Source organism: Aestuariivivens sediminicola (assembly GCF_022662015.1).
Lineage (GTDB): Bacteria > Bacteroidota > Bacteroidia > Flavobacteriales > Flavobacteriaceae > Aestuariivivens > Aestuariivivens sediminicola.
Genome location: NZ_JAKMCM010000003.1, coordinates 379,315 through 403,386, shown reverse-complemented (window position 1 = coordinate 403,386; position 24,072 = coordinate 379,315). Strand labels below are relative to the sequence as shown.

The 24,072-nt window shown below is 40.1% G+C and carries 21 protein-coding genes; 10 read left to right on the top strand and 11 right to left on the bottom strand.

Features of this window, described 5'->3' with window-relative positions:
• The first annotated feature begins 22 nt into the window (after window positions 1-22).
• The gene (locus MR041_RS09380) at window positions 23-445 is read left to right on the top strand and encodes a DoxX family protein (protein WP_242093355.1); all 423 of its coding nucleotides are present in this window, start codon (window positions 23-25) and stop codon (window positions 443-445) included.
• Window positions 446-622: 177 nt separating this feature from the next.
• Here MR041_RS09380 and MR041_RS09375 read toward each other — a convergent pair whose 3' ends face one another.
• The 8 genes from MR041_RS09375 to ung all read right to left on the bottom strand — a co-directional run bounded on the left by MR041_RS09375 (window position 623) and on the right by ung (window position 8,889).
• The gene (locus tag MR041_RS09375; RefSeq protein ID WP_242093354.1) at window positions 623-1,690 is read right to left on the bottom strand and encodes an AMP-binding protein; all 1,068 of its coding nucleotides are present in this window, start codon (window positions 1,688-1,690) and stop codon (window positions 623-625) included.
• Window positions 1,691-1,889: 199 nt separating this feature from the next.
• Window positions 1,890-2,813, bottom strand: coding sequence for an endonuclease/exonuclease/phosphatase family protein (locus tag MR041_RS09370; protein ID WP_242093353.1), 924 nt, complete (start codon window positions 2,811-2,813; stop codon window positions 1,890-1,892).
• Between the two features lie 76 nt (window positions 2,814-2,889).
• Window positions 2,890-3,846 carry a CPBP family intramembrane glutamic endopeptidase gene (locus MR041_RS09365; RefSeq protein WP_242093352.1) on the bottom strand — a complete coding sequence of 319 codons (957 nt, stop codon included), beginning with the start codon at window positions 3,844-3,846 and terminating at the stop codon, window positions 2,890-2,892.
• A gap of 16 nt (window positions 3,847-3,862) precedes the next feature.
• A complete protein-coding gene (locus tag MR041_RS09360; protein WP_242093458.1) occupies window positions 3,863-4,918 on the bottom strand; it encodes an o-succinylbenzoate synthase in 1,056 nt (351 codons plus the stop codon).
• A 248-nt stretch (window positions 4,919-5,166) separates the two neighbouring features.
• Window positions 5,167-5,844 (bottom strand): metal-dependent hydrolase, encoded by a 678-nt coding sequence (locus tag MR041_RS09355; protein WP_242093351.1) that lies wholly within the window; start codon window positions 5,842-5,844, stop codon window positions 5,167-5,169.
• Between the two features lie 98 nt (window positions 5,845-5,942).
• Complete coding sequence (gene menA, locus MR041_RS09350) at window positions 5,943-6,845, bottom strand: 1,4-dihydroxy-2-naphthoate octaprenyltransferase (RefSeq protein ID WP_242093350.1); 903 nt, start codon at window positions 6,843-6,845, stop codon at window positions 5,943-5,945.
• Window position 6,846: 1 nt separating this feature from the next.
• Window positions 6,847-7,686 (bottom strand): 1,4-dihydroxy-2-naphthoyl-CoA synthase, encoded by an 840-nt coding sequence (locus MR041_RS09345; RefSeq protein WP_242093349.1) that lies wholly within the window; start codon window positions 7,684-7,686, stop codon window positions 6,847-6,849.
• Window positions 7,687-8,220: 534 nt separating this feature from the next.
• Window positions 8,221-8,889, bottom strand: a complete 669-nt coding sequence (gene ung / locus MR041_RS09340) for a uracil-DNA glycosylase (protein WP_242093348.1) — start codon at window positions 8,887-8,889, stop codon at window positions 8,221-8,223.
• A 61-nt stretch (window positions 8,890-8,950) separates the two neighbouring features.
• On the opposite strand from ung, the gene MR041_RS09335 reads away from it, so the two are divergent.
• Window positions 8,951-10,444 carry a YfcC family protein gene (locus tag MR041_RS09335; RefSeq protein ID WP_242093347.1) on the top strand — a complete coding sequence of 498 codons (1,494 nt, stop codon included), beginning with the start codon at window positions 8,951-8,953 and terminating at the stop codon, window positions 10,442-10,444.
• Between the two features lie 29 nt (window positions 10,445-10,473).
• Here the strand turns inward: MR041_RS09335 and holA are convergent, their stop codons facing one another.
• Window positions 10,474-11,475, bottom strand: a complete 1,002-nt coding sequence (gene holA, locus MR041_RS09330) for a DNA polymerase III subunit delta (RefSeq protein WP_242093346.1) — start codon at window positions 11,473-11,475, stop codon at window positions 10,474-10,476.
• A gap of 136 nt (window positions 11,476-11,611) precedes the next feature.
• Here holA and MR041_RS09325 point away from each other — a divergent pair, with 136 nt between their 5' ends.
• From MR041_RS09325 to MR041_RS09310, 4 genes are all read left to right on the top strand, one after another.
• Window positions 11,612-12,058, top strand: a complete 447-nt coding sequence (locus tag MR041_RS09325) for a type I restriction enzyme HsdR N-terminal domain-containing protein (protein ID WP_242093457.1) — start codon at window positions 11,612-11,614, stop codon at window positions 12,056-12,058.
• Window positions 12,055-13,044, top strand: a complete 990-nt coding sequence (locus tag MR041_RS09320) for a glycosyltransferase family 2 protein (protein WP_242093345.1) — start codon at window positions 12,055-12,057, stop codon at window positions 13,042-13,044. The genes MR041_RS09325 and MR041_RS09320 overlap by 4 nt, the downstream gene beginning before the upstream one ends.
• A gap of 95 nt (window positions 13,045-13,139) precedes the next feature.
• Window positions 13,140-13,979 (top strand): OmpA/MotB family protein, encoded by an 840-nt coding sequence (locus MR041_RS09315; RefSeq protein ID WP_242093344.1) that lies wholly within the window; start codon window positions 13,140-13,142, stop codon window positions 13,977-13,979.
• 336 nt (window positions 13,980-14,315) lie between these two features.
• On the top strand, window positions 14,316-15,293 hold the full coding sequence (locus MR041_RS09310; RefSeq protein ID WP_242093343.1) for a cache domain-containing protein: 978 nt from the start codon (window positions 14,316-14,318) through the stop codon (window positions 15,291-15,293).
• 76 nt (window positions 15,294-15,369) lie between these two features.
• Here MR041_RS09310 and MR041_RS09305 read toward each other — a convergent pair whose 3' ends face one another.
• Window positions 15,370-15,990 (bottom strand): L-threonylcarbamoyladenylate synthase, encoded by a 621-nt coding sequence (locus MR041_RS09305; RefSeq protein ID WP_242093342.1) that lies wholly within the window; start codon window positions 15,988-15,990, stop codon window positions 15,370-15,372.
• A 112-nt stretch (window positions 15,991-16,102) separates the two neighbouring features.
• On the opposite strand from MR041_RS09305, the gene MR041_RS09300 reads away from it, so the two are divergent.
• On the top strand, window positions 16,103-17,068 hold the full coding sequence (locus MR041_RS09300; protein WP_242093341.1) for a pepsin/retropepsin-like aspartic protease family protein: 966 nt from the start codon (window positions 16,103-16,105) through the stop codon (window positions 17,066-17,068).
• A gap of 35 nt (window positions 17,069-17,103) precedes the next feature.
• Window positions 17,104-18,033, top strand: a complete 930-nt coding sequence (locus tag MR041_RS09295; RefSeq protein WP_242093340.1) for an early set domain-containing protein — start codon at window positions 17,104-17,106, stop codon at window positions 18,031-18,033.
• Here the strand turns inward: MR041_RS09295 and MR041_RS09290 are convergent.
• Window positions 18,030-20,336, bottom strand: a complete 2,307-nt coding sequence (locus MR041_RS09290) for an ATP-dependent helicase (protein ID WP_422613574.1) — start codon at window positions 20,334-20,336, stop codon at window positions 18,030-18,032. The two genes, MR041_RS09295 and MR041_RS09290, sit on opposite strands and share 4 nt — an antisense overlap.
• Window positions 20,337-21,146: 810 nt before the next feature.
• On the opposite strand from MR041_RS09290, the gene MR041_RS09285 reads away from it, so the two are divergent.
• The gene (locus tag MR041_RS09285; protein ID WP_242093338.1) at window positions 21,147-22,418 is read left to right on the top strand and encodes an amidohydrolase; all 1,272 of its coding nucleotides are present in this window, start codon (window positions 21,147-21,149) and stop codon (window positions 22,416-22,418) included.
• A gap of 12 nt (window positions 22,419-22,430) precedes the next feature.
• Window positions 22,431-24,014: an FMN-binding glutamate synthase family protein gene (locus tag MR041_RS09280; protein ID WP_242093337.1), complete on the top strand. Its 1,584-nt coding sequence runs from the start codon at window positions 22,431-22,433 to the stop codon at window positions 24,012-24,014.
• Window positions 24,015-24,072 lie beyond the last annotated feature (58 nt).

Here is a 24,072-nt window from a genome sequence, read left to right as displayed (position 1 = left end):
GTATAAATCAACAACTTTAGTCATGGGAACAATTAAATCTTTAAACAAATGGGCAAATGCACACACCTATTTGCCACTTGATTTGCTGCGAATTGCCCTGGGTGTATTTTTATTTATCAAAGGGGTTAATTTTATGTCCGATTCTGAAATACTTATGAATCTCTTCAAACCTTTCAATAGTATGACGGGGGTTATGCTCATTGTGCATTATGTTGCTCCAGCTCATTTTGTTGGAGGTACATTAATTGCATTTGGTCTTTTAACGAGATGGGCTATTCTTGCTCAAATACCTATTTTAATCGGTGCCGTAGTTATTAATTTTGCCGGTGAGATGATTGTAAATAATTTGATCATGGCAAGTATTACACTTTTGGTTTCCATCTTTTTTATTTTTTACGGTTCGGGAAGACACTCTGCTGATTATTATCTTAAGATGCAGCAATAGTATCCCAACTTTACGGAATACTGAGCCATTATTAAACCGGTAAGACTAAGAAGACAACAGGAAATAAGATTATTTGCATAAAAGAACACCAAGCTCTTATGGTAATCGCTTTGCTGTTTTTTTACCTTAATTCCGTCGTTCAGATTAAGGTCATTGTTCTAAATTATTTTTCAATGATTACAGCAATGCTAAAGTCTTCTTTCGATGTATTTTACCAGACTTGGTTAGAATGAATTTATTCAGGGTATATATCTTTTTGGGTACCTCATATTTTCCAAGACCTTCGAATACCGATTCATCCAAGGTATTCGCGTCACTCTCCAAAACTAAAATTAATCGTGATCCGAGTGTATCATCATCCTCTGAGGCTATAAAAAATTGTTCTTCTATCCTACTCCTTAATTTAGACTCTATCCTCTCAGGGTGCAACTTCACACCTCCTGAATTGATCACGTTATCATATCGTCCCATCCATTCAAAAGAACGATCGTCATGAAGTTTGATGATATCATTGGTCACAATAATATCATCCGAAAGTTTAGGTGCATCAATAACCAGGCAGCCTCTTTTATCCTGACTTATTTTTATATCCGGTAAAACCTTAAAGTGAGCGTTCGATATATCGCCGTCTTTAAAATTATTTAACTTTTTTACTGCGATATGCGTTATGGTTTCAGTCATCCCGAAGGTTTCATAAACATTGGCCTTCACATGTTGCATGTCATCAATCAAGGATTGCGGCACTTTCGAACCCCCAACAATTATAATTTTCAAATTATCACTGTACTTCAAAAAGTTTTTAAGCTGCATGGGTGTCATCGCACAGAAATCATATTTCTTTTCATAATCTATCAAAGGAAAGGCAGAAGGTCGGATTAAATCTAATTCCATTCCTAAGATAATAGCTCTGATGATCATCATTTTACCCGCAATAAAATTGGATGGCAAACAGCTCAATACCGTATTACCCGGCTCCAGACCAAAGAAATCACCTGTCATTATAGCCGAATTGACCATGTGTTGTTTTTTAATTTTCAATTTCTTGGGTGACCCTGTTGAACCCGAGGTCTGGGTGATAAGAAAATCGTTGTTGTCAAGCCAGTCCAGTAAAAAATTACCCAGGGCCCGTTCGAATGGTTCCCCTTCCTTTACAAAACTGTAGGCCACTTCCATTAAATCATTAAAATTATAGTGATGATTATTGAGTTTAAACCTGTTGTGAACTTTATTATATTCTGGTGTCATGGTAATTTTAAGCTTATCAATTTAAAACAGTTCATTCCGTAGACCTAAAGATGGGCTTTAAACGTGTTTGTGCTTCGAAATTAAGGAATTTTAAAAGGAGAATAAAATTATGGAGCTGTTTTAAGCCATCGTTACCTCAAGATTCAGAATTATAAAAAATAATAGGGCAAATCTAACCCATATAATAAGGTCGTAGCTCCTATTTTGTAAGTTCAAAGGAGGTTACTACAATACCATGATCTGAAGGAAAAGGTATGCCTTGATTTTTAATGCTTAAGGTATCTCCTAAAAATGCTTTATATGATTCCGATTTCAGAGCTTTAATTTTGGGCCCCTTGAAATAGATGTAATCAATTCTATGTTCGTCTCTTTTACCTTTCGTATCCCAGGTTATCCCGGGATGGGTTGTTGGATTTGGATGTAATAACCGATAACTATCAGTTAATCCGATGTCCTCTAATATTTTTGTTGCATACCATGGTACGACTAAATTATTGTGCATAGAGGCCGTATTTTCGGACCAATCCAAATGCGATGGAGAGTTCATATCGCCACCTAAGACCATTGGAATAGAGTCCGTTTCAGCGGCATATGCCTTTAGTTCTGGTAAAACCTTCTGAATCATTTCGTATCGGGTACCCGATGTCCTTTCCCAAACTAATAGTTCTTCAGTGGTCATGCCCATAGTTTCAGGCGCATCATTCCAGGGTAAATAATGAAACCAATTTGAGAAAAAGCGAATCGTTTGATGGTCAATTACAACCTCTCTTCCACCCAGATAAAACGGAAAATCTGTGTCAATTCTTCTGCCAAAGGGAAATTTTGACATGATGGACAGATTCACATGCTTGTCGTTCAATGCGGTGCCTTCCGGCGCAATCAAATGAAAATTGTAACCTAAGGCATCAGCTATTTTTTTACCTGAGCCATAGGTTTCAACCATCAATATGACATCTGGATTGATGGCCTCTATGATATCGATAGCATGCGCAATGCCATTCGGGATATCATTGGCCCCATGTAAAATGTTCCAGGCCATAACTTTGAACCTTACCTGGTGAACATCTTTTTTACAGCCAAGCAGTACGATTAGAATTGTAAAAAGCGTGATTATAAGCCTCATAAAAGTAAAACTTAAATTAGATCATCCCTTAAACATCACCAATCCCGAATACATATATCACAGGTTCAGGATGACGTCATTCCACAATGTCATCCCGTGAATTTTGAATCACTTCGACTTTTCCGAAAAGTTTCTCCTTCCAATTGGACCATTTATACTTTTTGGATAATATGAATAATAAAATAGGAAATATCACAAAAACAGGGACAAAAATTTCACCCATTCCCATCGTTTCCGGATCGTTCATATCCTTTAAAATGGAGTGCGTTTGAAATGCGGTCCAATCTGCGGTTACCAAAAGCGCAGTGAATAAATTATTGGCGGCGTGAAAACCAAGTGCTAACTCAAGACCTTCATCCATCAGGGTCATAATACCCAAAAACAGGCCTGTCCCTATGTAATACACCATAATGACATGACCGAGCTTATCCACTTCCGGGTTTGCAATATGCAATAAACCAAATATAAGAGAGGTTATCACAAGGGGTATCCATTTGTTTTTGACGAGTACGCCTATACCCTGCATTAGATAGCCCCTGAACAAATACTCCTCAAAACTCGTTTGCAAGGGCACCAACAAAATTGCAATGAAACAAAGAATAATAAATGGAACCAGTTTAAAATTAAGTTCATAATGATCAGGATTAAAACCATAGTCCAAAAGCACCAAACTACTAGACGTCACACCCCAAAGAACGAAAACGAACCAAAACCTACTCCAATCGATTTTTGGTCTCGTGGTTGACAAATTGGTTATAGATTGCTTGTGCAGGTATTTACTCACCAAAAGCACCGCAACCAGACCAACCGCAAAGGGAATCAACATTAAAAACAGATTTAAATTTGGCTCCAACAACTGCATCATACGCGTTTCATTCAAATCACTTAACCCTTCACCATTCTTAAAGGCCTGAAACAATACTGCTGCTGTAAACGGCAATTGACCAATTAAAACAGCGCCAATCACAATAAAAATACCTATTAAATAGCGCCACCAGTCGTGTAATACTTTAAATGCTTGTCCTATGTACATATTATAAGTTTTAAGTTCAGAGATCTAAGTTTAACATTTTAAGATTGAAAATCCAGTCCTTTTTAATATTATATTGCAAGGTACCATTTTTTACTTGTAACGGACACTCAATATTATTTGTAAAAAGCCCTCCAGTACCTAAGCCCTGAGGTCTTTTAATTGATTTGGTATAGGTATACTGCGCAATGGCATTTAAGCCTATATTGCTCTCCAGAGCACTTGTAATCCACCAACCTATACCCTGTTGCTCCGCCAATTGTATCCACATATCGCTTCCCAAAAACCCACCAATGAGGCTCGGTTTTAAAATAATATAATCCGGACTTATTGTTTGTAACAATTTGTGTTGTTCCGTTACAGAAAAAACCCCAATTAATTCTTCATCCAAAGCAATGGGTAACGGACTATACTCACATAAACGGGCCATTTCATACCTCTGCCCCTGTTGTATAGGTTGCTCAATGGAATGTATTTGATACTCCGATAATATTTTTAATTTTTCCAGTGCCTCTTCCGGTGAGAATGCACCATTGGCATCTACCCTTAATTCGATATCTCCTGAGGTATATTCCTTACGTATGGATTTTAAAAGATTAACTTCAGTTTGAAAGTCGATAGCTCCAATTTTCATTTTTAAACAGGAAAAGCCCGCTTCGATTTTACTTTTTATCTGTTGCTTCATAAATGCCTCGCTCCCCATCCAGATCAAGCCGTTTATTGGGATATGATCCTGTCCATCTGTAAAGGCAGACGGATATAACAGGTAGGGATTTTCAGCGTGAAACGAATTAAAGGCCATTTCGAGGCCTATTTGAATACTGGGAAACGCATCCAGCGCCATCGTCAAACTATCGCGGCCTAGATTTATATTATCACAAACCCACTGAAGCTTTTCCTCATAATCTGATCTGTCATCAATCGAAAGGCCTCTAAACAGGCCACATTCCCCGATACCAAATTTATCGTCCTCGAACAGCACGAGATAAAACGTATCCTTCGTCCTTAAAATGCCCCTGGAAGTACCGCTGGGTTGCTTGAATTCTAAGGTGTATTTTCTATAACTGGCGGTCATAACGGTTCCAAAAATACTCAATTAATTTTGCAATTTAGAACCATAAACGCAATTAAACCTGACCCCATTTCCCGACATGCCTTGTGGTACACATCCGATTTATAATGTGAAGCCCAAAATTCGTCGTACAGGAAAGAAAACGCTATAAGACAGCTGGTTTTATTTATTTAATCCCGCGCGATGTCGGCCTATTATCAACAGAAACATGCGCAGGTTTTAAAGAAAAAGGCGGGTTGAAGAAACGCAATTTACAATTCGATGCTGGAACCTATGTCCAGTAACATCAAATCCTTATTTTTATCAAAAAATTTACGCTTGGCCTCTTCATGATCTATTTCTATATAACCGAAGGTATCATAATGGGAACCTAATACCTTATCACAACCCACAAAATCACTGGCCATAATGGCATCATCAATCCCCATGGTAAAATTGTCCCCAATGGGGAAGATCGCCAAATCCAATGTAGTTTGTAACGGGATTAATTTCATGTCATAAGTCAGAGCAGTATCCCCGGCGATATAAATATTTTTGTGTTCCCCTTCAATTACAAATCCTCCAGGTTGTCCGCCATAACTTCCATCCGGAAAAGATGAGGTATGAATGGCGTTGACATATTTTACATTACCGAACTCAAAATCCCATTGTCCCCCATGGTTCATCGGATGGCCTTCCAATCCCAGTTTTTCAAAATGTGAAATAATTTCAAAGTTGGAAATGAGCACGGCGTCGGTACGTTTGGCTATAGCTTCAACATCCAAAATATGATCCTGATGCGCATGCGTAATCAGAATATAATCTGCTTTAAGGGTGTTAATATCGATATGTGAAGCCTTTGGGTTTCCTGTAATAAAGGGATCCACTAAAATAGAAACCTGATTTACTTCTATTCCCAAACTCGCGTGTCCAAGATATGTGATTTTCATTGTGATACAGTTTTATTTAGAAAAATACTGATTTTAGTTTAAAATTAAAAATTGCCCTTTTGGAAAATCTTTCACTCTATCCAATACGGAAAGTCTCATTATAATAAATGACCTATACCCATAAGTATGGCCAATAAAAAGGTGGAAAGTGCAATTTTTTTTAATTCCGGATCCAACAACTGTAACGCTTCAGTTTTACTGACCTTAACAAGGTGGCTAATCAGGGGTATATAAGCCACAATAAAAATAAAATTTAAAATATTGGTGTAATATAGAATACCAAACAATGCCGAAAGCACAATAGCCATAACGACCAGGGCATAATGATAAAATCTTACCTGTTTCGGTCCTAATTTAACCGCCATGGTAATCTTCCCTGACAGTTCATCGGACTTCATATCCCGCATATTATTCAGGTTCAATACGGCCACACTCAAAAGTCCTATGGTACAGGCTGGCAGAAAGACCACATGATCGATGGTTTTGGCATAGAGCACATAGCAACCAGCAACACTGATAAGACCAAAAAATATAAAAACAAATAAATCGCCTAATGCTCTGTATCCGTAGGCACTAGTACCGATGGTGTAGCGCAATGCTGCGGCAATGGAGGCGATTCCCAAAAGAAAAAATAATAGGGTAAGAAAAAAATGCTTCACACCAAAAGCGGTAAAAATCAGTAAAAATGAAAGTCCGATAGCGATGAGTATATTTATCTTTATGGCATTAAACATTTCATCGGGTGTTATTCTACCACTTTGAATAGCCCGCTCCGGACCTACCCTGTCCTCGTTATCGGTACCTTTAATGCCGTCGCCGTAATCATTGGCAATATTCGATAATATCTGAAAGCTCAAGGTGGTAAGTATGGCAAGTATAAAAATGGGCCATTCAAAATATCCGTTATAGGCTGCCAAACACGAGGCCAATAGGATACCTGAAACCGACAAGGGCAGCGTCCTTAAACGCATGGCGGATATCCACAATAATGACTTTTTCATATTAAGGAATCCATTTTTTTTCGAAGTTAGGTTTTCGTTTCTCCAGGAAGGCATTTCTACCTTCAACCGCTTCATCGGTCATATAGGCCAAACGTGTGGCCTCCCCGGCAAAGACCTGCTGACCAACCATACCATCATCCGTTAAATTCATTGCAAACTTCAGCATTTTTATTGAAGTAGGGGATTTTGCCAATATTTCCTGGGCCCATTCATAGGCTGTCGATTCTAATTCATCATGAGGTACCACAGCATTTACCATCCCCATTTCAAAGGCATCCTGAGCAGAATAATTACGTCCTAAAAAAAATATTTCCCGTGCCTTTTTTTGACCTACCATTTTCGCCAGATACGCAGATCCATAACCGCCATCAAAACTGGTTACATCAGCATCAGTTTGTTTAAATACCGCATGCTCCTTGCTTGCCAGAGTCAAATCACATACCACATGAAGACTATGTCCTCCACCAACGGCCCATCCCGGTACAACGGCAATGACTACTTTTGGCATGAATCGAATCAGCCTTTGAACCTCGAGAATATTGAGACGATGGTAGCCATCTTCGCCTACATAGCCCTGATGCCCTCTTGCTTTTTGATCTCCTCCACTACAAAACGAATATACCCCGTCCTTAGTTGACGGGCCTTCGGCCGATAAGAGCACCACTCCAATGTTGACATCTTCGTTGGCATCATAAAAGGCATCGTATAGTTCGCTCGTTGTTTTCGGTCTAAATGCGTTGCGCACATTTGGTCTATTAAATGCTATTCTAGCAACGCCATTACTTTTTTTATAAGTAATATCTTCGTATTCTTTTGCGGTAACCCAATGCGCTTCTTTCATATGTGTTATTTTAACCAAAAATAATTCTTATTTCATAAATAACGTCCTTCCGATGCTAAAATAAATTATTGATTTTACTTTACAATATCAGCTTTGTAATTGTTCCTTTATCGGAATCACGAAACGTTCAGACCCTAATTTTTAACAGATCATGGCGCTGCAGTACTTTACCCCTGTTAACAGTTCGAACGGAGCACAACACGGTGATACCATTTACCTATGTTCTGAGCATCCGATTAACCTCGTTATCTGTTAAAAGTTTGTTAATGATTTTCTTAATGCAGACCCATATTATGTAATAATTATTCATTATTATTGTAATAAAGTTACATCAATCATTTAATTTTTGCATTTTATCTGATTTTTATGTATTTTGTCGACCAAATTAAACCCAACTACCTATGTTTCTAACTATTACCATTTGTCTTCTGGCCTTAGTTGCGCTGAATTTTTTATTGCTCTTTTTCAGTTGTTCCAAAACAACGAAAGTCACTACATCCGAAAGTAAAAAACCTGTTGTTATTCGACCTACACTCACCAAAGTATTGTCGGAAGAGACGCTTGCTCCAACAGGGAGTTAGTCTTACTAAAATGCCGGTTACCGAACCAATAGCCTCGGTTTGCACTTAAAGGTGAAGGATGCCCGGCTGTTAAAACATGATGTTTTGCCGTATTGATTAAGGATTGTTTTTTCTTCGCATAGCCGCCCCACAGTAAAAACACGACAGGTTCCTGTTTTTGTTCACTGATTGTTTTAATCACAGTATCGGTAAAGGTTTCCCACCCTTTGTTGTGATGACTTCCGGCCTGGTTGGCCCTGACTGTCAAGGTAGCATTCAATAAAAGTACACCTTGATTGGCCCATCGCAAGAGATTACCGCTTTTGGGGTATGGAAGTCCCAAATCAGATTCAATTTCTTTAAAAATATTAATCAGGGAAGGCGGGTGCGTCACACCTTCATTCACCGAAAAGCAAAGCCCATTTGCCTGACCATTCCCATGATAAGGATCCTGACCAATAATAACGACCTTGGTATCACTAAAGGGACACTGGTTAAAGGCATTAAAAATGAGTCCGCCGGGAGGGTAACAAGTATAATTTCGATATTCGTTTCTAACAAACTCAGCCAACTGACCAAAATAAGGTCTGCTAAATTCCTCCTCCAGGTATATTTTCCAGCTCGTTTCTATAGCAACATTCATACATAATTTCTTATATCAGACTAAAATAATCTTATATTTAGTTCTGCAAAAATGTATTCCTTTGAAAAATTTAAAATTTCCTACTGCCCAGAGTATTTTGTTAATTATTGCCGGATGTGTTGCCTTACTGACCTATATGGTCCCGGCAGGACAATATGATACCCTATCCTACAATAAAACTGAAAACACATTTCTCAAAACAGCTGCCTCGACAACAGTTGTGCTTCCGGCTACACAAAACACGTTAGACAGTTTACAAATTAAGATTCCCTTGGAAAAATTTACCAGTGGCGATCTCTGGAAACCCATTGGCATTCCGAATACTTATAAAAGACTTGAATCCAGACCTCAGGGACTGATAGCACTGATAAAATCGCCCATACAGGGTATTATTGAGGCCTCTGATATTATTTTTCTTGTTCTCATCATTGGTGGTTTAATTGGCATCATTAACCATACAGGTGCCTTTGAAGCGGGAATTTCCTGGTTATCTGTGACATTAAGGGGAAGAGAATACTGGCTTATTATTTCAGTTACCTTTTTAATCGCGCTTGGAGGAACGTCCTTTGGTTTAGCCGAAGAGACCATTGCCTTCTACCCGATTCTTATTCCCGTTTTTCTAGCCGCAAAATACGATGCCATGGTCCCTTTGGCATCGATTTACCTGGGATCCAGTGTCGGCACCATGTGCTCCACGGTTAACCCTTTTAGTTCCATTATTGCTTCAGATGCTGCCGGGATCAATTGGACTGCGGGTTTAAATTTCAGACTTGTCATGTTCGTCTTATGTACGGCGATCTGTTTAATTTATATTCTGCGATATGCCAGACGTGTCAAACAAAATCCTTCAGTATCTATCATTTACAATCAGAAAACTGAAATTGAACAGCTTTTTGGAACTGTAGTGCATTCAAATGCAAAACTGAATCATCGGATGCGATTCATACTCCTTATTTTCATATCCTGTTTTATTGTTATGATCTATGGGGTTTCCAGATTGGGCTGGTGGTTTATTGAAATGACCAGTGTCTTTTTTGTTGGCGCTGTATTAATTGGCCTGATTTCCCATATTAAAGAATCTGAATTTGTTGATGTCTTTGTTCGGGGAGCTGGCGATTTGCTTGGTGTGGCATTAATTATAGGTATCGCCCGTGGCATTTCGGTACTCATGGATAATGGTCTGATAAGCGACACGATGCTCTACTATGGCAGTCAATTGACGGACAACATGAACAAAGGGATATTTGCCAATGCGATGATCTTCGTGTATAGCGGCCTATCCTTTTTTATACCCTCGTCATCCGGAATGGCCGTCCTAACCATGCCAATAATGGCCCCATTGTCGGATGGCATTGGTGTAAGCCGTGAGGTTGTTGTGAATGCGTACCAATATGGTATGGGCCTCTTTGCCTTCATTAATCCCACCGGGTTGATACTTCCCTCCCTGGCCATCGTCAAGGTTGGCTTTAACAGATGGCTTAAATTTGTTACACCACTCCTCATTGTGCTTACGCTGTTTACAATGCTAATGATGACAGTATTGGTTTTTATGTGAAAATAGCCCTGTATCCGATCATTTTTGGTTTACAAGATTTTAACCAATAACTCTTTGAGTAAGTCACCTTGAGAAACCGCATTAGAGCCCACCCCTTTACTTTTAACATCAAATTCTCTGAGGGTGGCTACAATGGCACTGGCTTTTTTCATCGGATAATTTCTAGCCGCTGTTATATACTCATTCACAAAGTAGGGGTTTATTTTTAAGGCCGAAGACACACTGCGCGGGGATTTATCATGCAGTCCGTGAAAATGCAATAACTGGGAAAAAAAACTGAATAACAAGGAAATGGTTACCACTATGGGGTTGTCCTTAGGGTTTTCGGAAAAGTACTTTACGATTTGATATGCCTTAATGACATCCTTTTGACCAATGGCCTTTCTGAGCTCAAAATTGTTAAAGTCCTTACTAATTCCTATATTTTCTTCAATAGCTTCCGGAGTGATTTGACTGCCCTCAGGTAATACAATCTGCAGCTTTTCCAGTTCATTGTTGATTTTACCCAGGTCCGTGCCCAAAAACTCGACAAGCATTTGGGCCGCCTTGGGCGTAATCGTGTATTTCTTGTTGGACAGTACACGTCGAATCCAATCGGCAACCTGATTTTCATAGAGCTTTTTGCTTTCGAAAACCACACCAGCCTTGTTAATGGCTTTATAAAGTCCCTTTCGCTTGTCTATTTTCTTGTATTTATAATTGATAACCAGAATAGTGGTTGGCTGCGGATGTTGTACATAGGAGACTAATTTTTCGATGGTACGTGATAAGTCCTGAGCCTCCTTAACGATCACAACCTGATATTCTGCCATCATTGGGTAGCGCTTGGCATTGCTCACAATATCTTCAATGGTGACGTCCCGACCGTAAAGCACCACCTGGTTAAACCCACGCTCCTCCTCAGATAAGACATTATCCTCTATAAAATCTGATATCTTGTCGATATAATAGGGTTCCTCTCCCATCAAAAAATAGATGGGTTTTAAATTCCCATTCTTAATATCTAAAACCAACTGCTTTACTTCGTCCAAATCGTACGCATTTACAAATAAAAAATCAAGGTAGAAACACCGAGAGCGCAGCGCCTCCGGATATGACAATTAATGATGTGATAATTGTAATTTAGGATTCAGTAAACTAACTTTGAAAAAATACGATAACCACATCTTGCAAGCACTCCATTTTCCCCGATACAACTTCCGTTTCAAAAATAGCGAAAATAAACGTTCTATTTTTGATATCATTCGCAAAAAATATGTGGTTTTACAGCCGGAAGAATGGGTGCGGCAACATTGTCTTCACTTTCTGATTTATGATAAGGGATTTCCCAAGTCATTAATAAATGTGGAAAAGGAGTTAAAGGTAAACAACATTCGGAAACGTTATGATATTGTTGTTTTTAATCCAGATGGCAGTATCCATTTAATTGTTGAATGCAAAGCACCTGAAGTTACCATAAACCAAAGTGTTTTTGATCAAATAGCCCAGTATAACCTCGCATTAAAGGCCACCTATTTAATGGTAACAAATGGAATTAATCATTATTATTGCACTATCGATTTCAATCGGAAATGCTATAACTTTTTGAAAGCGATTCCAAACTATCAACGATGAAAATAGCGGTTGTCATATTAAACTGGAATGGAAGGCCTCTGTTACAACAGTTTGTTCCAATAATTGTAGCGCATTCCAAGGCAGCGGACATTTATGTCGTTGATAATGCCTCCACAGATGATTCCGTAAGCTTTATCCAACAGCAATTTCCCGAGGTTACGCTTATTCATAACAACAAGAATTATGGTTATGCGGGAGGCTATAACGTGGCATTAAAACAGATAAAAGCGGATGTATTTTGTCTGATTAACAGTGATGTTGAAGTAACACAGGGCTGGTTGGATCCGGTAATGACATTATTCGATTCCGAACCCGGGACTGCCGTGGTTCAACCAAAAATACGCGATTATAATAACAAGACCTATTTTGAATATGCAGGAGCCGCCGGTGGATTTATAGACCAACTTGGTTATCCCTATTGCCGGGGAAGAATTTTCAATACCATCGAAGAAGATCAGGGTCAATATGATGACCATGCTTCTATTTTCTGGGCCTCTGGTGCCTGCCTTTTTATCAGAAGTGCCAATTTTCATAGCCTTGGAGGTTTTGATGAATCTTTCTTTGCTCATATGGAGGAAATAGATTTATGCTGGCGCATTCAGAATACCGGATTTAAAGTAAAATTTTGCTCTGATTCATTGGTCTATCATGTGGGTGGAGCGACATTAGATCATCAGAATCCTAAAAAGACCTATCTGAATTTTCGGAATAGTCTATCAACACTCGTAAAAAATGCCAAGGGAAACTTAATTGCAATTTTACTCCCAAGACTCCTTATGGATGGTTTAGCCGGACTCAAATTCCTGTTGGCGCTAAAACTGCGACACTGCATGGCCATCATCTACGCCCACCTGTCGTTTTACGGCCGCTTAAACACGCTTTTAAAGCAGAGAAAATCCTCAAAAAACAGAATCGTCTACTTCAAAATAAGATCCATAGTGATTCGCTATTTCGTAAATGGGAAAAAACATTACGAAAGTTTATGAAATATTCGTAAAAGTTCTGTTAAAATGTTTAAAACAGCTGAATTTTATATACTTTTGTTCAAACCTTATTTTTAAAATTAATCCTAAAGACAATTATGAAGAAAGTTGTATTACTCAGTTTATTATCAGCTATATTTCTGAGTTCATGTGTATCACAAAAAGAATTTAAAGCCCTTCAAGAAAAACAACAAGAAACACAAGATTTACTTAACTCAGCAACAGTTAAGTTAAATGCGTGTTTGGAAGAGAGAGCAGCAGCAACTGCACGAGCAACTACGCTTGAAGAACAAGTTGCCGATTTAAGAAAGAGCAACGATAATTTACAAGTTCTGTCTGCCAAGGGAGCCAGCAATGTTGAAAAAACATTAGAGAGCATCCGGGAAAAAGACTTAAAGATTTCGCGCTTGCAGGATGCGATAACTAAAAAGGACAGTGTGACATTGGCATTGGTGACCAGTCTGAAACGGGAAGTAGGAATCAACGATCCTGATATCGAGGTAAATGTTGAAAAAGGCGTGGTGTTCATTTCCATAGCAGACAAGTTACTATTTAAAAGTGGCAGCTATATCGTAACCTCTCAAGCCAAAGATGTCCTGGCCAAAGTCGCCAAAGTGGTGAATAGTAAGCCTGATTTCGAATGCATGGTGGAGGGTCATACGGATAATGTCCCTTATCGAAAAGAACCATTATTGGACAACTGGGATTTAAGTGTAAAACGATCTACCTCAATCATAAGAGTTTTAGAGGAACTGGGTGTTAAATCCAGCCAGTTAATTGCTGCAGGACGTAGTTTCTATGTGCCATTGGTTGAAAATGACACAGCCGAAAACAGAGCTAAAAACAGACGTACCCGCATCGTCATTCTTCCAAAAATCGATCAGTTCTACGATATGATCGAGAAAGAAATGAAAAATTTAGCCGCCGGTGGTAATTAATTAAAGGTATCATACAGTTTAAAACCCAACTTCATAAAGTTGGGTTTTTTTATTGCCTTTATATACACCTTTGTACTGCAGGCCAAGGCGCAGCACAAATACCACGAAACTTGCTAAGCAAATCATTAATAATCTGACACGACCAAAACCGTACAGATCTGATAACCCACCGTTACCCCTTGCAACCTATAACACGGTTAATCCACTGTAAAACCTGATTTTTATTAAAAAATAGTTCTGATTTGTGAATTCAAACATATTCCCAATACCTATGCAGGGTTCACAATTCTTGTGCAGCTATCTTCGCAGCATATTTTTTAAATAAAAACGACACAAATGAAACGCATCCCATATTTCCGCCAACTATTCTTGTCCTTTATACTAATCGCACTAGCATCCTGTGATTGCTCTGACGACGACCAACATACCCTTGTTTCTCAAACCGAATTGAATAAAGCTATCGTAAAGACCAATGTCATCAATGTTGCGACCGGCCTGCACGCTATCTATCAGTCATCATTTAACACGGGGTCTGCACTAGAGGATATAAGCCGACATTTTATAAAAGGGGCTCGTTTTTTCGATGATAATTCCGGATATCTTTTCATTGAGACACTTGATGAGGCCTATGTTATCGCCCATATAAAAGAAGATTGGATAGGCACTTCAAGAATACATGCTCAGGACGCCAATGGCAAATATCACGTTCAGGAACTCCTTGAAATTATCAATACGTCTGGTTTTGGTTTTTCACAATATTATCTGGAAAACCCGGCGACAGGCCTTATTGAAGCCAAAACGAGCTTTGTTTCCGGGATCAGAGATGTGCCTTGGTTTATCGGTTCTGGCTATTATGGACACCATTCTGCACCCTATTATACGGAAAAGGAATCCAAGAGCCTGTTGATCAAGGATCTAACCCGAACTATGGCCGGTGGCATAGGCAGTGTTATCAATGCTTACCTCAGCTCCGAAACCGATGCCACTGCATTTTGCCGTTCTTTTATCGACCGCATTCGCTTTTTCGATGACAGGTCCGGATATTTTTTTATTTATAATACGGAAGGTCTGTGCATTGCCCATGGCACACAAAAAGAACAGGAAGGTGAAAATCAATGGGATTTAAAAGATGTAAAAGACAACTATGTGTTGCGGGACATCATTGATGTCGTCAACTCTAACACAGATGGCGGGTATTACAGCTACTACTGGTGGAACCCTTCAAAAGACAAGATAGAACCGAAAACCGCATTCGCCATGAAAATTCCGGGGACCGATTATTTTATTGGTACAGGCATCTATCACGAGGACTAATTCCAGGCAACATGACATTAACTGCCATCTGAACACAGGATGAACGATGAGCCAGTGGTACTAAGGTGTTTTAAATCTAGAATATTTCTAAACTCCCTTTACCCTCTCGCAAGACCATTGGTTCATCACCTGATAAATCTATAATTGTGGAGGGTTCATTGTCCCCATAGCCCCCATCGATGACGCAATCTACCTTATCGCCCCATTTTTCAAGAATAAGTTCGGGGTCGGTGGTGTATTCCAGGACTTCATCTTCATCACGAATGGAAGTCGAAACAATGGGATTCCCCAATTGTCTGACAATTTCCAGTGCAATGGCATTTTTAGGGATACGGATCCCCACCGTCTTTTTCTTTTTGAATGGATTTGGCAGGGTTCGGGAACCTGGCAACACAAAGGTATAAGGGCCCGGTAAAGCCCGTTTCAATATTTTAAATGTTCCCGTGTCTATTTGCTTTACATAATCACTTAAATTACTTAAATCGTGACACACAAAAGAAAAATTAGCTTTCTCTAATTTTATACCCTTAATCCGTGCGATCCGTTCCAAAGCCTTTACATTTGTAATATCACAACCCAAACCATAGACCGTATCGGTGGGATAAATAATCAATCCCCCCTCCTTAAGAATGTTAACCACCTTGGTTATTTCTCTCGGATTAGGGTTCTCTTCAAATATTCTAAAAAATTTTGCCATATCAGTATACCTGCAAAATTACGCACTAATTTTTAACAACTTAAGGTTTGCATGAATAAGATTTCTCGCGCCATAAGTTGTAACAATTACGTTTAAATGCAGTCTTAATGATATGAATAGGTACCTATTTATCCTAATCCTTCTATTTTTCAGTTTTCATCTGGCCATTGCCAAAGATGATACGCATTTCCCCATTCAACTTACCAACGCAGAAATAATAAACGAATACACCACCAGAATTCCGTTTAAAGTGGTAGATCACCTTATGGTCATTGAGGGGCAATTGTTAGACAAGAAGGGCAATTTTATAATCGATACCGGTTCAGAGCGTATGATACTCAATAGGGTTCACTTTCCAAAACTTTATGAGCATCAAAAAAAGAAGAATGCAACATCCGGAGTCATAAATACGATCGACAATCCCTACGAAAAGCAAATTAAGGCATTTTTTTTAAGCCATTTTAAACTTGAAGACACCACCTCGGATGTCATCGATTTATCACATATCGAAGAGGCAAAAAAGATAAAGTTATTGGGTGTCATCGGATACACTATTTTAAAGGATTATGAAGTTTTTATCGATTTGTACCTCAACCAGATCACCCTTACAAAAACAGATCACCTGGGCATAAAACGCACCGATAAGGTCTATCTGGAAAAAATAACCGACAGCATTGATTTTACCTTAAAAAACCATACTATTGTGCTTCAGGCGCGTATAAATAACCAGAGTGTAAAATTAGGCCTCGATACCGCTGCAGAATTCAACCAAATCAATAAAAACATCAGCCGCAAGGCACTGAAATATTTTATTCCGACCAAACGCCTGAACCTTCTGGGTGCCGGCCAAAAGGAAATTGAAGTGCTGGCGGGAAAATTACATCGTGTTAAACTGAGCCATACCCTTTATTTCGGACCAATGGATACGGTATTGACGAATTTGGAACAATTGAATGCAGCATTTGGAACGCCATTGGATGGTGTTCTTGGTTATGAGTTCTTCATTCAGAAAAGAACCATCATAAACTATAAAAAAGAAAAATTATATTTTATAAATTATCCCGTAAAACGATTTTGAATAGCTTGAGATTACATACCCTAATATTCATCCTTTTGACCGTACCCCTAATGGTGCTTTCACAGGACAGCCCGTTCAAAGGTTACCGCCTTGAAGGTGATGAGGTGGTGTTCACTTTCGACCGTCGGGACTATGATAAAGTGACCAAGGACGCTTCCAGACTGAAAATGGATTTTAACGATTTAGATATTGAGAATGTAGTGGTGTCGGGCGAGTTCAATGATTGGTCCATGAAGGCATGGCGCATGACCAAGATTAATGACACTATCTATGAACTGCGGAAAAACATAAGCGCCTTTTCGGATGCTTTTTCCTGGGAATTCAAATACGTTATCAATAATGCCTATTGGGCTGAACCGTCGCGGCATGACCCTAACATTGCCAAGGCTACGAAATACGGATTACCACTCGGAGGTATTTATAACTTGAAAATGTACATGGCCTACCCGGACATCAACGGTAATGCGGATTTTAAGCTAAAAGGCCATACGAGCGCCGAAGCGGTAATTGTGGCGGGGAGCTTTAATAAATGGCATCCCTCTTTATTTAAAATGAATAAGGTGGCAGATGGCTGGGAACTCACCTTAAACATGAAACCGGGAGTCTATACCTACAGATTCATTGTTGATGGACACTGGATGGAGGATCCACATAACGACAACAAGGTTAAAAATGAATTTGATGAGTACAATTCTGTAATTGATATCAAAAAAGCGATCACCTTTTTTCTGCCCAACCACGATAACGCGAGCCGGGTCATATTGGCCGGGTCATTTAATAATTGGTCTGAAGACGAACTCAAAATGGAAAAAACCGAGGAAGGCTGGCGCTACACCATACGACTTTCCGGAGGGAAACACCATTATAAATTTATAGTTGACGGTGAATGGCTGGTCGATCCGGAAAATCCGGTGAAGGAATATGATGGTGACGGGCATATCAATTCAGTCTATATGGTACGTTAACCAATGACCTTGAGTTTGGCAAAGCGTAATAACAACTTTTTTACGCCACCATGACTGAACTTAATTTCGGCTTTCGTATCGGGACCCGTCCCTTCAATTTTCAGCACCTCGCCCGTTCCAAAACGCAGGTGCTCTACCCGATTCCCAATGGCCAGATCAGTAGCGACTACATTTGAATGTCCACTTACTTTGGAAACCGGCTTTAAATGTTTAGGTGTACGCAGCTTAAATTCCCCGGATGTCTTCTTAGAGTCCCCACTTTTTATGTTACGGCTTTTCGCAGGTTTATATCTGAAGGTATGAGCTGTTGAACTTCGCCCTTTATCAGGAAGCACATCTCCAAAAATATCGGCATCCAACATAGGATTAAATCGACGCTCTTCAATGGGTGTTACAACGTCCAGATAGGTTTCATCAATCTCCTCTATAAAACGACTCGGTTCCGAATCAATCAATTTTCCCCAACGGTATCTCGACAGCGCATAGGTTAAATAGGCCTGCTTTTCAGCTCGTGTTAATGCGACATAAAATAGGCGTCGTTCCTCCTCCAACTCACTTCGAGTGTTCATGCTCATGGCGCTGGGGAATAAATCCTCCTCCAGACCGACGATATAAACATAGGGGAATTCCAAACCCTTCGCCAAATGAATGGTCATTAAAGCAACACTATCTCCTGTGTCCTTGTCATTATCTAAATCCGTGGCCAGGGCCACATCTTCCAGAAATTCGGCCAGAGATCCCGTAGAGTCTACCAACTCCTTCTGTCCCTCAACAAAATCCTTCATTCCATTCAGGAGTTCCTCAATATTTTCCATCCTGGTAACACCTTCAGGTGTACCGTCCTTATTGTACTCCCTTATCAACCCACTGGTTTTGGTGACATGTTCGGCCAACTCAAATACGTCGGCGGACTGATTCATCACCTGGTAACTTTTAATAAGCGTCACAAAATCCTGTAATTTCGTTTTTGTACCACTGTTAATTTTCAAATCCAGGCTGTCGATGTTCTCCATGATCTCAAAAATAGACTTATCATAACCATTCGCGGCAACGATCAGTTTATCGATCGTGGTCTGTCCGATACCACGTGCCGGAAAATTAATGACCCGTTTCAGGGCTTCTTCGTCTGCCGGATTCAAAACAAGACGCAGATAACACAAGACATCCTTTATTTCTTTTCTTTGGTAAAAGGAAAGACCGCCGTAAATACGATATTTTATATCACGTTTTCGCAAGGCATCCTCTATGGCGCGTGATTGCGCATTTGTACGGTATAAAACAGCAAAATCGCTATTCTTAAGCTGATGCTGCATCTTATTCTCGAAAATTGTACTGGCTACATAGCGTCCTTCGTCACTATCAGTTAATGAGCGGTTTACCTTTATTTTTGAACCCTCTTCATTGGCCGTCCAAACAATCTTGTCCAGCTTCGTCTGGTTCTTATCAATAATGGAATTGGCTGCGTTAACGATATTTTTGGTAGATCGGTAATTTTGTTCAAGCCGGTAAACACTGACATCGTCATAATCTTTTTGAAAATTGAGAATGTTATTGATATTGGCACCACGGAAAGCATAGATGCTCTGTGCATCGTCGCCCACAACGCAAATGTTCTGGAATTTATCGGATAATGCTCTCACAATTAAATATTGCGAATGGTTGGTGTCCTGGTACTCATCGACCAGAATATATTTAAACCGATTCTGATATTTCGCCAGGACTTCAGGAAAACGGGTTAGCAATTCATTTGTTTTTAACAATAAATCATCGAAATCCATGGCACCAGCCTTAAAACACCGCTCAACATAGGCTTTATATATATCTCCCATCCTGGGCCGTCGTGCCATAGTATCGGCCTCAATGAGTTCGGGATTTTGAAAATAAGCACGAACGGTAATCAAACTGTTTTTATAGGATGAAATGCGAGAACGGATCTGCTTGTACTTGTAAATATCCTTGTCAAGTCGCATTTCTTTGATAATGGATGCAATTAAACGATCGGAATCCTGTGTATCATAAATGGTAAAATTACTCGGGTATCCTAACTTATCGGCTTCAATTCGTAATATCTTGGCAAAGACAGAATGGAATGTCCCCATCCATAGATTCTTTGCCTCACTGGAACCCACTATACCCGCAATGCGTTCCTTCATCTCACGAGCTGCCTTGTTCGTAAAGGTTAATGCCAAAATATTAAAAGGATCTATCCCCTTACTCATCAAGTAGGCTATTCGAAACGTTAATACGCGTGTTTTTCCTGAGCCGGCACCTGCAATTACAATCATGGGCCCATCAATCTGCATGGTGGGTGCCAACTGCGCTTCATTTAACTGATCTAAAAACTCCTTCAAATCGTTTTCATTTTAAGAAGTGAAAATAACTAATGTTCCGCTTTTAAATAAGTCTATTTATGAATAATTATAAACAATCTTGAAGGGTGATCTGTATTTAAAAAAATGTACCGATTTAGAATGCCTGTGCAACTTGGCCTGTTACTTATCATAATCCAAATCTATGTAAAGTCCCTATATAGGACCTCATATTTTTTACCTCCCACGCTATGGTCCTCACAAGCGTAAAACTTTTAATCAAAGCGTTACATGAACGAATTGTAAAAGCCCGGGTAACCACGCAGAGATATCACATAAGCATCGCGTAGCCATAAGCCATAAAACGTCCGGTTATAAACCATGTGTTTTGTACCTAAAACTTTAAAATTTTGTAAGCATGAATCGTTGAAATTGTCCTGTGAATTTTCAAAATTGTCCTGTGAATTTTGAAAATTCACAGGACAATTTTAGAATAGCCTGCTTATATTTCTGAAAATTGGTAGTTACAACCTCATCAAAACATGTTGACGCTGGAACAACTCTTTAAGGTTCTTTGATACAGTTGCTCATACCTGACCGCATTTCTTGCCGTACGACATATAACGGCGGTTGCAGTCCCGGTCTTCATACGGTCCTTCTACCCGAGATCGGAGAGATCCATTCCAAAAGGAAGAAAAATTTACCCATATCATGGGAGGTCCTGTCAATCTTTAGAATCTTTTCGAGACTACCGATAAATTTTGAATATCTTTAAGCGAAATATATTGTAAGAGATCACGAATTATGAAACACATTTTGCCCTTTTTTATTCTTATTGGAACGATTAGTATTTATGGACAAACCCTCACAGAGGAAGCATACAAGGACATAGAACCAAAGGTTATCGAATGGCGTCGTCATTTTCATGAAAATCCGGAGTTATCCAACAGAGAGTTCAAAACAGCAGCGAAAGTCGCAGCACATCTCAGGGCTTTAGGCCTCGATGTACAGACGGGTGTCGCCCACACCGGGGTGGTTGGTCTGTTGCATGGAGACATGCCCGGTAAAGTCATTGCCCTCCGTGCCGATATGGATGCCCTGCCTGTATCGGAGCGCAACGATCTCCCATTTAAATCGACAGTTACAGCAACATTTTTAGGTACGGAAACCGGTGTTATGCACGCTTGTGGACACGATGCCCATACGGCGATATTAATGGGTGTTGCTGAAGTATTATCGAAAAACAAGGACAAGATTAAAGGTACGGTAAAATTCATTTTTCAACCTGCAGAAGAAACGGCCCCACCGGGTGAAGAAGGCGGTTCCAGGCTTATGATTAAAGAAGGTGTGCTGGACAATCCAAAAGTAGACGCTATTTTCGGTTTGCACATACGCTCGGGTGTTCCTGTTGGTGAAATCCATTATAAACCGGGGGGTGCCATGGCAGCTGTAGAACGCTTCGTAATAGAGGTAAACGGCAAACAGACCCACGGTTCGGAACCCTGGAACGGTATCGATCCCATCCTTATTTCTGCAAAGATCATAGACGGGCTTCAAACCATAGTGAGTCGTGAAAGCGAATTAATTAACGAAGCTGCCGTCATTTCAGTAGGTAAAATAACCAGTGGTGTTCGATTTAATATCATTCCGGAATCAGCCGAACTCATTGGTACGGTGAGGACTTTGGATCCCAAAATGAAGTCGCATATCATAAGGCGTATGACCGAAATGACGGAAACCATTGCCAAGGCCTATGGAGGTACGGCGAGTATTTCATTTTCCAACGAAACGGCAATTACCTACAACGATCACCAGTTGGTCGCCGCTATGTTGCCTTCATTAAAAAAAGTAGCAGGTGATGCCCATGTGCAACAAATTAAAGCAGAAACTATTGGAGAGGACTTTTCTTATTTTCAAGAACTGGTTCCCGGTTTTTATTTTTATTTAGGTGGAATGGCGAAGGGAAGTACACAGGCCTTTCCTCATCATACGCCGGACTTTTACATTGATGAAAGCGGATTATTACTCGGTGTTAAAGCCTTTACCCAGATTACGATGGACTATTTGAATCATTAAAATTAACGCCTCATGCTTGCAGATCTTTTAAATATGCCCTGGTGGGTCTGGGTCATCATCATTTTAGTGCTCATCGGGATCAGGGATATTTTTTTACAACGCAAACACACCATAATCCATAATTATCCTGTTGTAGGTCATTTGCGGTACTTACTTGAAAAAATTGGCCCCGAACTGCGTCAGTATCTGGTGGCTAATAACAGAGAGGAGTTGCCCTTTAACCGCATTGAACGAGGATGGATCTATGCTTCTGCCAAAAAAGAAAATAACTATGAGGGGTTTGGAACGGATCAGGACATCTATGCCCATCACCATATTTTTATCAACAATGCCATGATGCCCTTCAAATTAGAGGCCGATCACCCTAACAGTATCGATAAAACCTTTTTACCCTGTGCTAAAATAATGGGGGCGTTCAACAAGCGCAAAAGACCCTATCGTCCGGCCTCTGTCATTAATGTGTCTGCCATGAGTTTCGGTTCGCTTTCAGCCAGGGCCATTGCGTCTCTTAACAAAGGCGTTAAAATGGCGCACGCCTTTCACAATACCGGTGAAGGCGGCCTGTCGCCTTATCATAGCTATGGTTCAGATGTTATCTTCCAGTTTGGAACGGGATACTTTGGGGTGCGTAATGAGGCGGGTGATTTTTCAATGGACAAGCTCAAAGAACTTGTGCAAGGCAATTCCTTTATTCGCGCCATAGAGATTAAATTGTCCCAGGGGGCCAAACCGGGTAAGGGCGGTGTTCTGCCGGGGGCCAAAATAACGAAACAAATTGCCAAAATAAGGGGTGTTGAGGTGGGTAAAGATGTGATATCGCCGCCTTATCACAGGGCCTTTTCCAATGTACAGGAGATGGTCGATTTTATTGAGGCCATTGCCTCTGAAACCGGATTGCCGGTGGGCATAAAGGCGGCTATCGGAAAATTAGATGAATGGGAAGCGCTTGCAGATATCATGAAGCACACCGGGAAGGGTCCAGATTTTATCAGTATAGACGGTGGTGAAGGTGGCACGGGTGCGGCACCTCCGAGTTTTGCCGATCATGTGTCACTGCCCTGGGTATATGGGTTTAGCGACTTATACCGAGTATTCTTGAACAGAGGGCTTACCGATCGAATCGTTTTCATTGGCAGTGGAAAACTCGGATTCCCCGCTAAGGCAGCCATGGCCTTCGCCATGGGTGCAGATTGCATCAATGTGGCCCGCGAAGCCATGATGAGTATAGGATGCATTCAGGCCCAGGTATGCCATACCAATCGCTGTCCCAGCGGTGTGGCGACACAAAGCAAATGGCTTCAAAATGGCATAGATCCTAACTTAAAATCCATTCGGCTGGCACAGTATTTTAAAACCTTTAGAAAAGAGTTGATAGAAATTACGCATGCCGCAGGCTATGAGCATCCCTGTCAGTTTAGAATGTCCGATATTGAAATGAACGTCGACGATCAAAATTTAGCCAAACCCCTGAATAAGACCTATATTTACGACAAAAGTCCGGTCCCCTTCGATGGGATGCAAAACCTAAAAGATTGTGTATATTTGGGAGGTAACTACCAAAGGGACCTCAACAGGATTGTTCTGGATGGTAATTGAGATGCCGAACAGAAGCGAAACATACAGAAGAGCACATTGAGCTCTTGCATTAATAAAA

Excerpts from the sequence above, each read along its gene's own strand:
- MR041_RS09380 (WP_242093355.1), top strand. The coding sequence starts at position 23 with ATGGGAACAATTAAATCTTTAAACAAATGGGCAAATGCACACACCTAT.
- MR041_RS09375 (WP_242093354.1), bottom strand. The coding sequence starts at position 1,690 with ATGACACCAGAATATAATAAAGTTCACAACAGGTTTAAACTCAATAAT.
- MR041_RS09370 (WP_242093353.1), bottom strand. The coding sequence starts at position 2,813 with ATGAGGCTTATAATCACGCTTTTTACAATTCTAATCGTACTGCTTGGC.
- MR041_RS09365 (WP_242093352.1), bottom strand. The coding sequence starts at position 3,846 with ATGTACATAGGACAAGCATTTAAAGTATTACACGACTGGTGGCGCTAT.
- MR041_RS09360 (WP_242093458.1), bottom strand. The coding sequence starts at position 4,918 with ATGACCGCCAGTTATAGAAAATACACCTTAGAATTCAAGCAACCCAGC.
- MR041_RS09355 (WP_242093351.1), bottom strand. The coding sequence starts at position 5,844 with ATGAAAATCACATATCTTGGACACGCGAGTTTGGGAATAGAAGTAAAT.
- menA (WP_242093350.1), bottom strand. The coding sequence starts at position 6,845 with ATGAAAAAGTCATTATTGTGGATATCCGCCATGCGTTTAAGGACGCTG.
- MR041_RS09345 (WP_242093349.1), bottom strand. The coding sequence starts at position 7,686 with ATGAAAGAAGCGCATTGGGTTACCGCAAAAGAATACGAAGATATTACT.
- ung (WP_242093348.1), bottom strand. The coding sequence starts at position 8,889 with ATGAATGTTGCTATAGAAACGAGCTGGAAAATATACCTGGAGGAGGAA.
- MR041_RS09320 (WP_242093345.1), top strand. The coding sequence starts at position 12,055 with ATGAAAATAGCGGTTGTCATATTAAACTGGAATGGAAGGCCTCTGTTA.
- MR041_RS09315 (WP_242093344.1), top strand. The coding sequence starts at position 13,140 with ATGAAGAAAGTTGTATTACTCAGTTTATTATCAGCTATATTTCTGAGT.
- MR041_RS09310 (WP_242093343.1), top strand. The coding sequence starts at position 14,316 with ATGAAACGCATCCCATATTTCCGCCAACTATTCTTGTCCTTTATACTA.
- MR041_RS09305 (WP_242093342.1), bottom strand. The coding sequence starts at position 15,990 with ATGGCAAAATTTTTTAGAATATTTGAAGAGAACCCTAATCCGAGAGAA.
- MR041_RS09300 (WP_242093341.1), top strand. The coding sequence starts at position 16,103 with ATGAATAGGTACCTATTTATCCTAATCCTTCTATTTTTCAGTTTTCAT.
- MR041_RS09290 (WP_422613574.1), bottom strand. The coding sequence starts at position 20,336 with ATGCAGATTGATGGGCCCATGATTGTAATTGCAGGTGCCGGCTCAGGA.
- MR041_RS09285 (WP_242093338.1), top strand. The coding sequence starts at position 21,147 with ATGAAACACATTTTGCCCTTTTTTATTCTTATTGGAACGATTAGTATT.
- MR041_RS09280 (WP_242093337.1), top strand. The coding sequence starts at position 22,431 with ATGCTTGCAGATCTTTTAAATATGCCCTGGTGGGTCTGGGTCATCATC.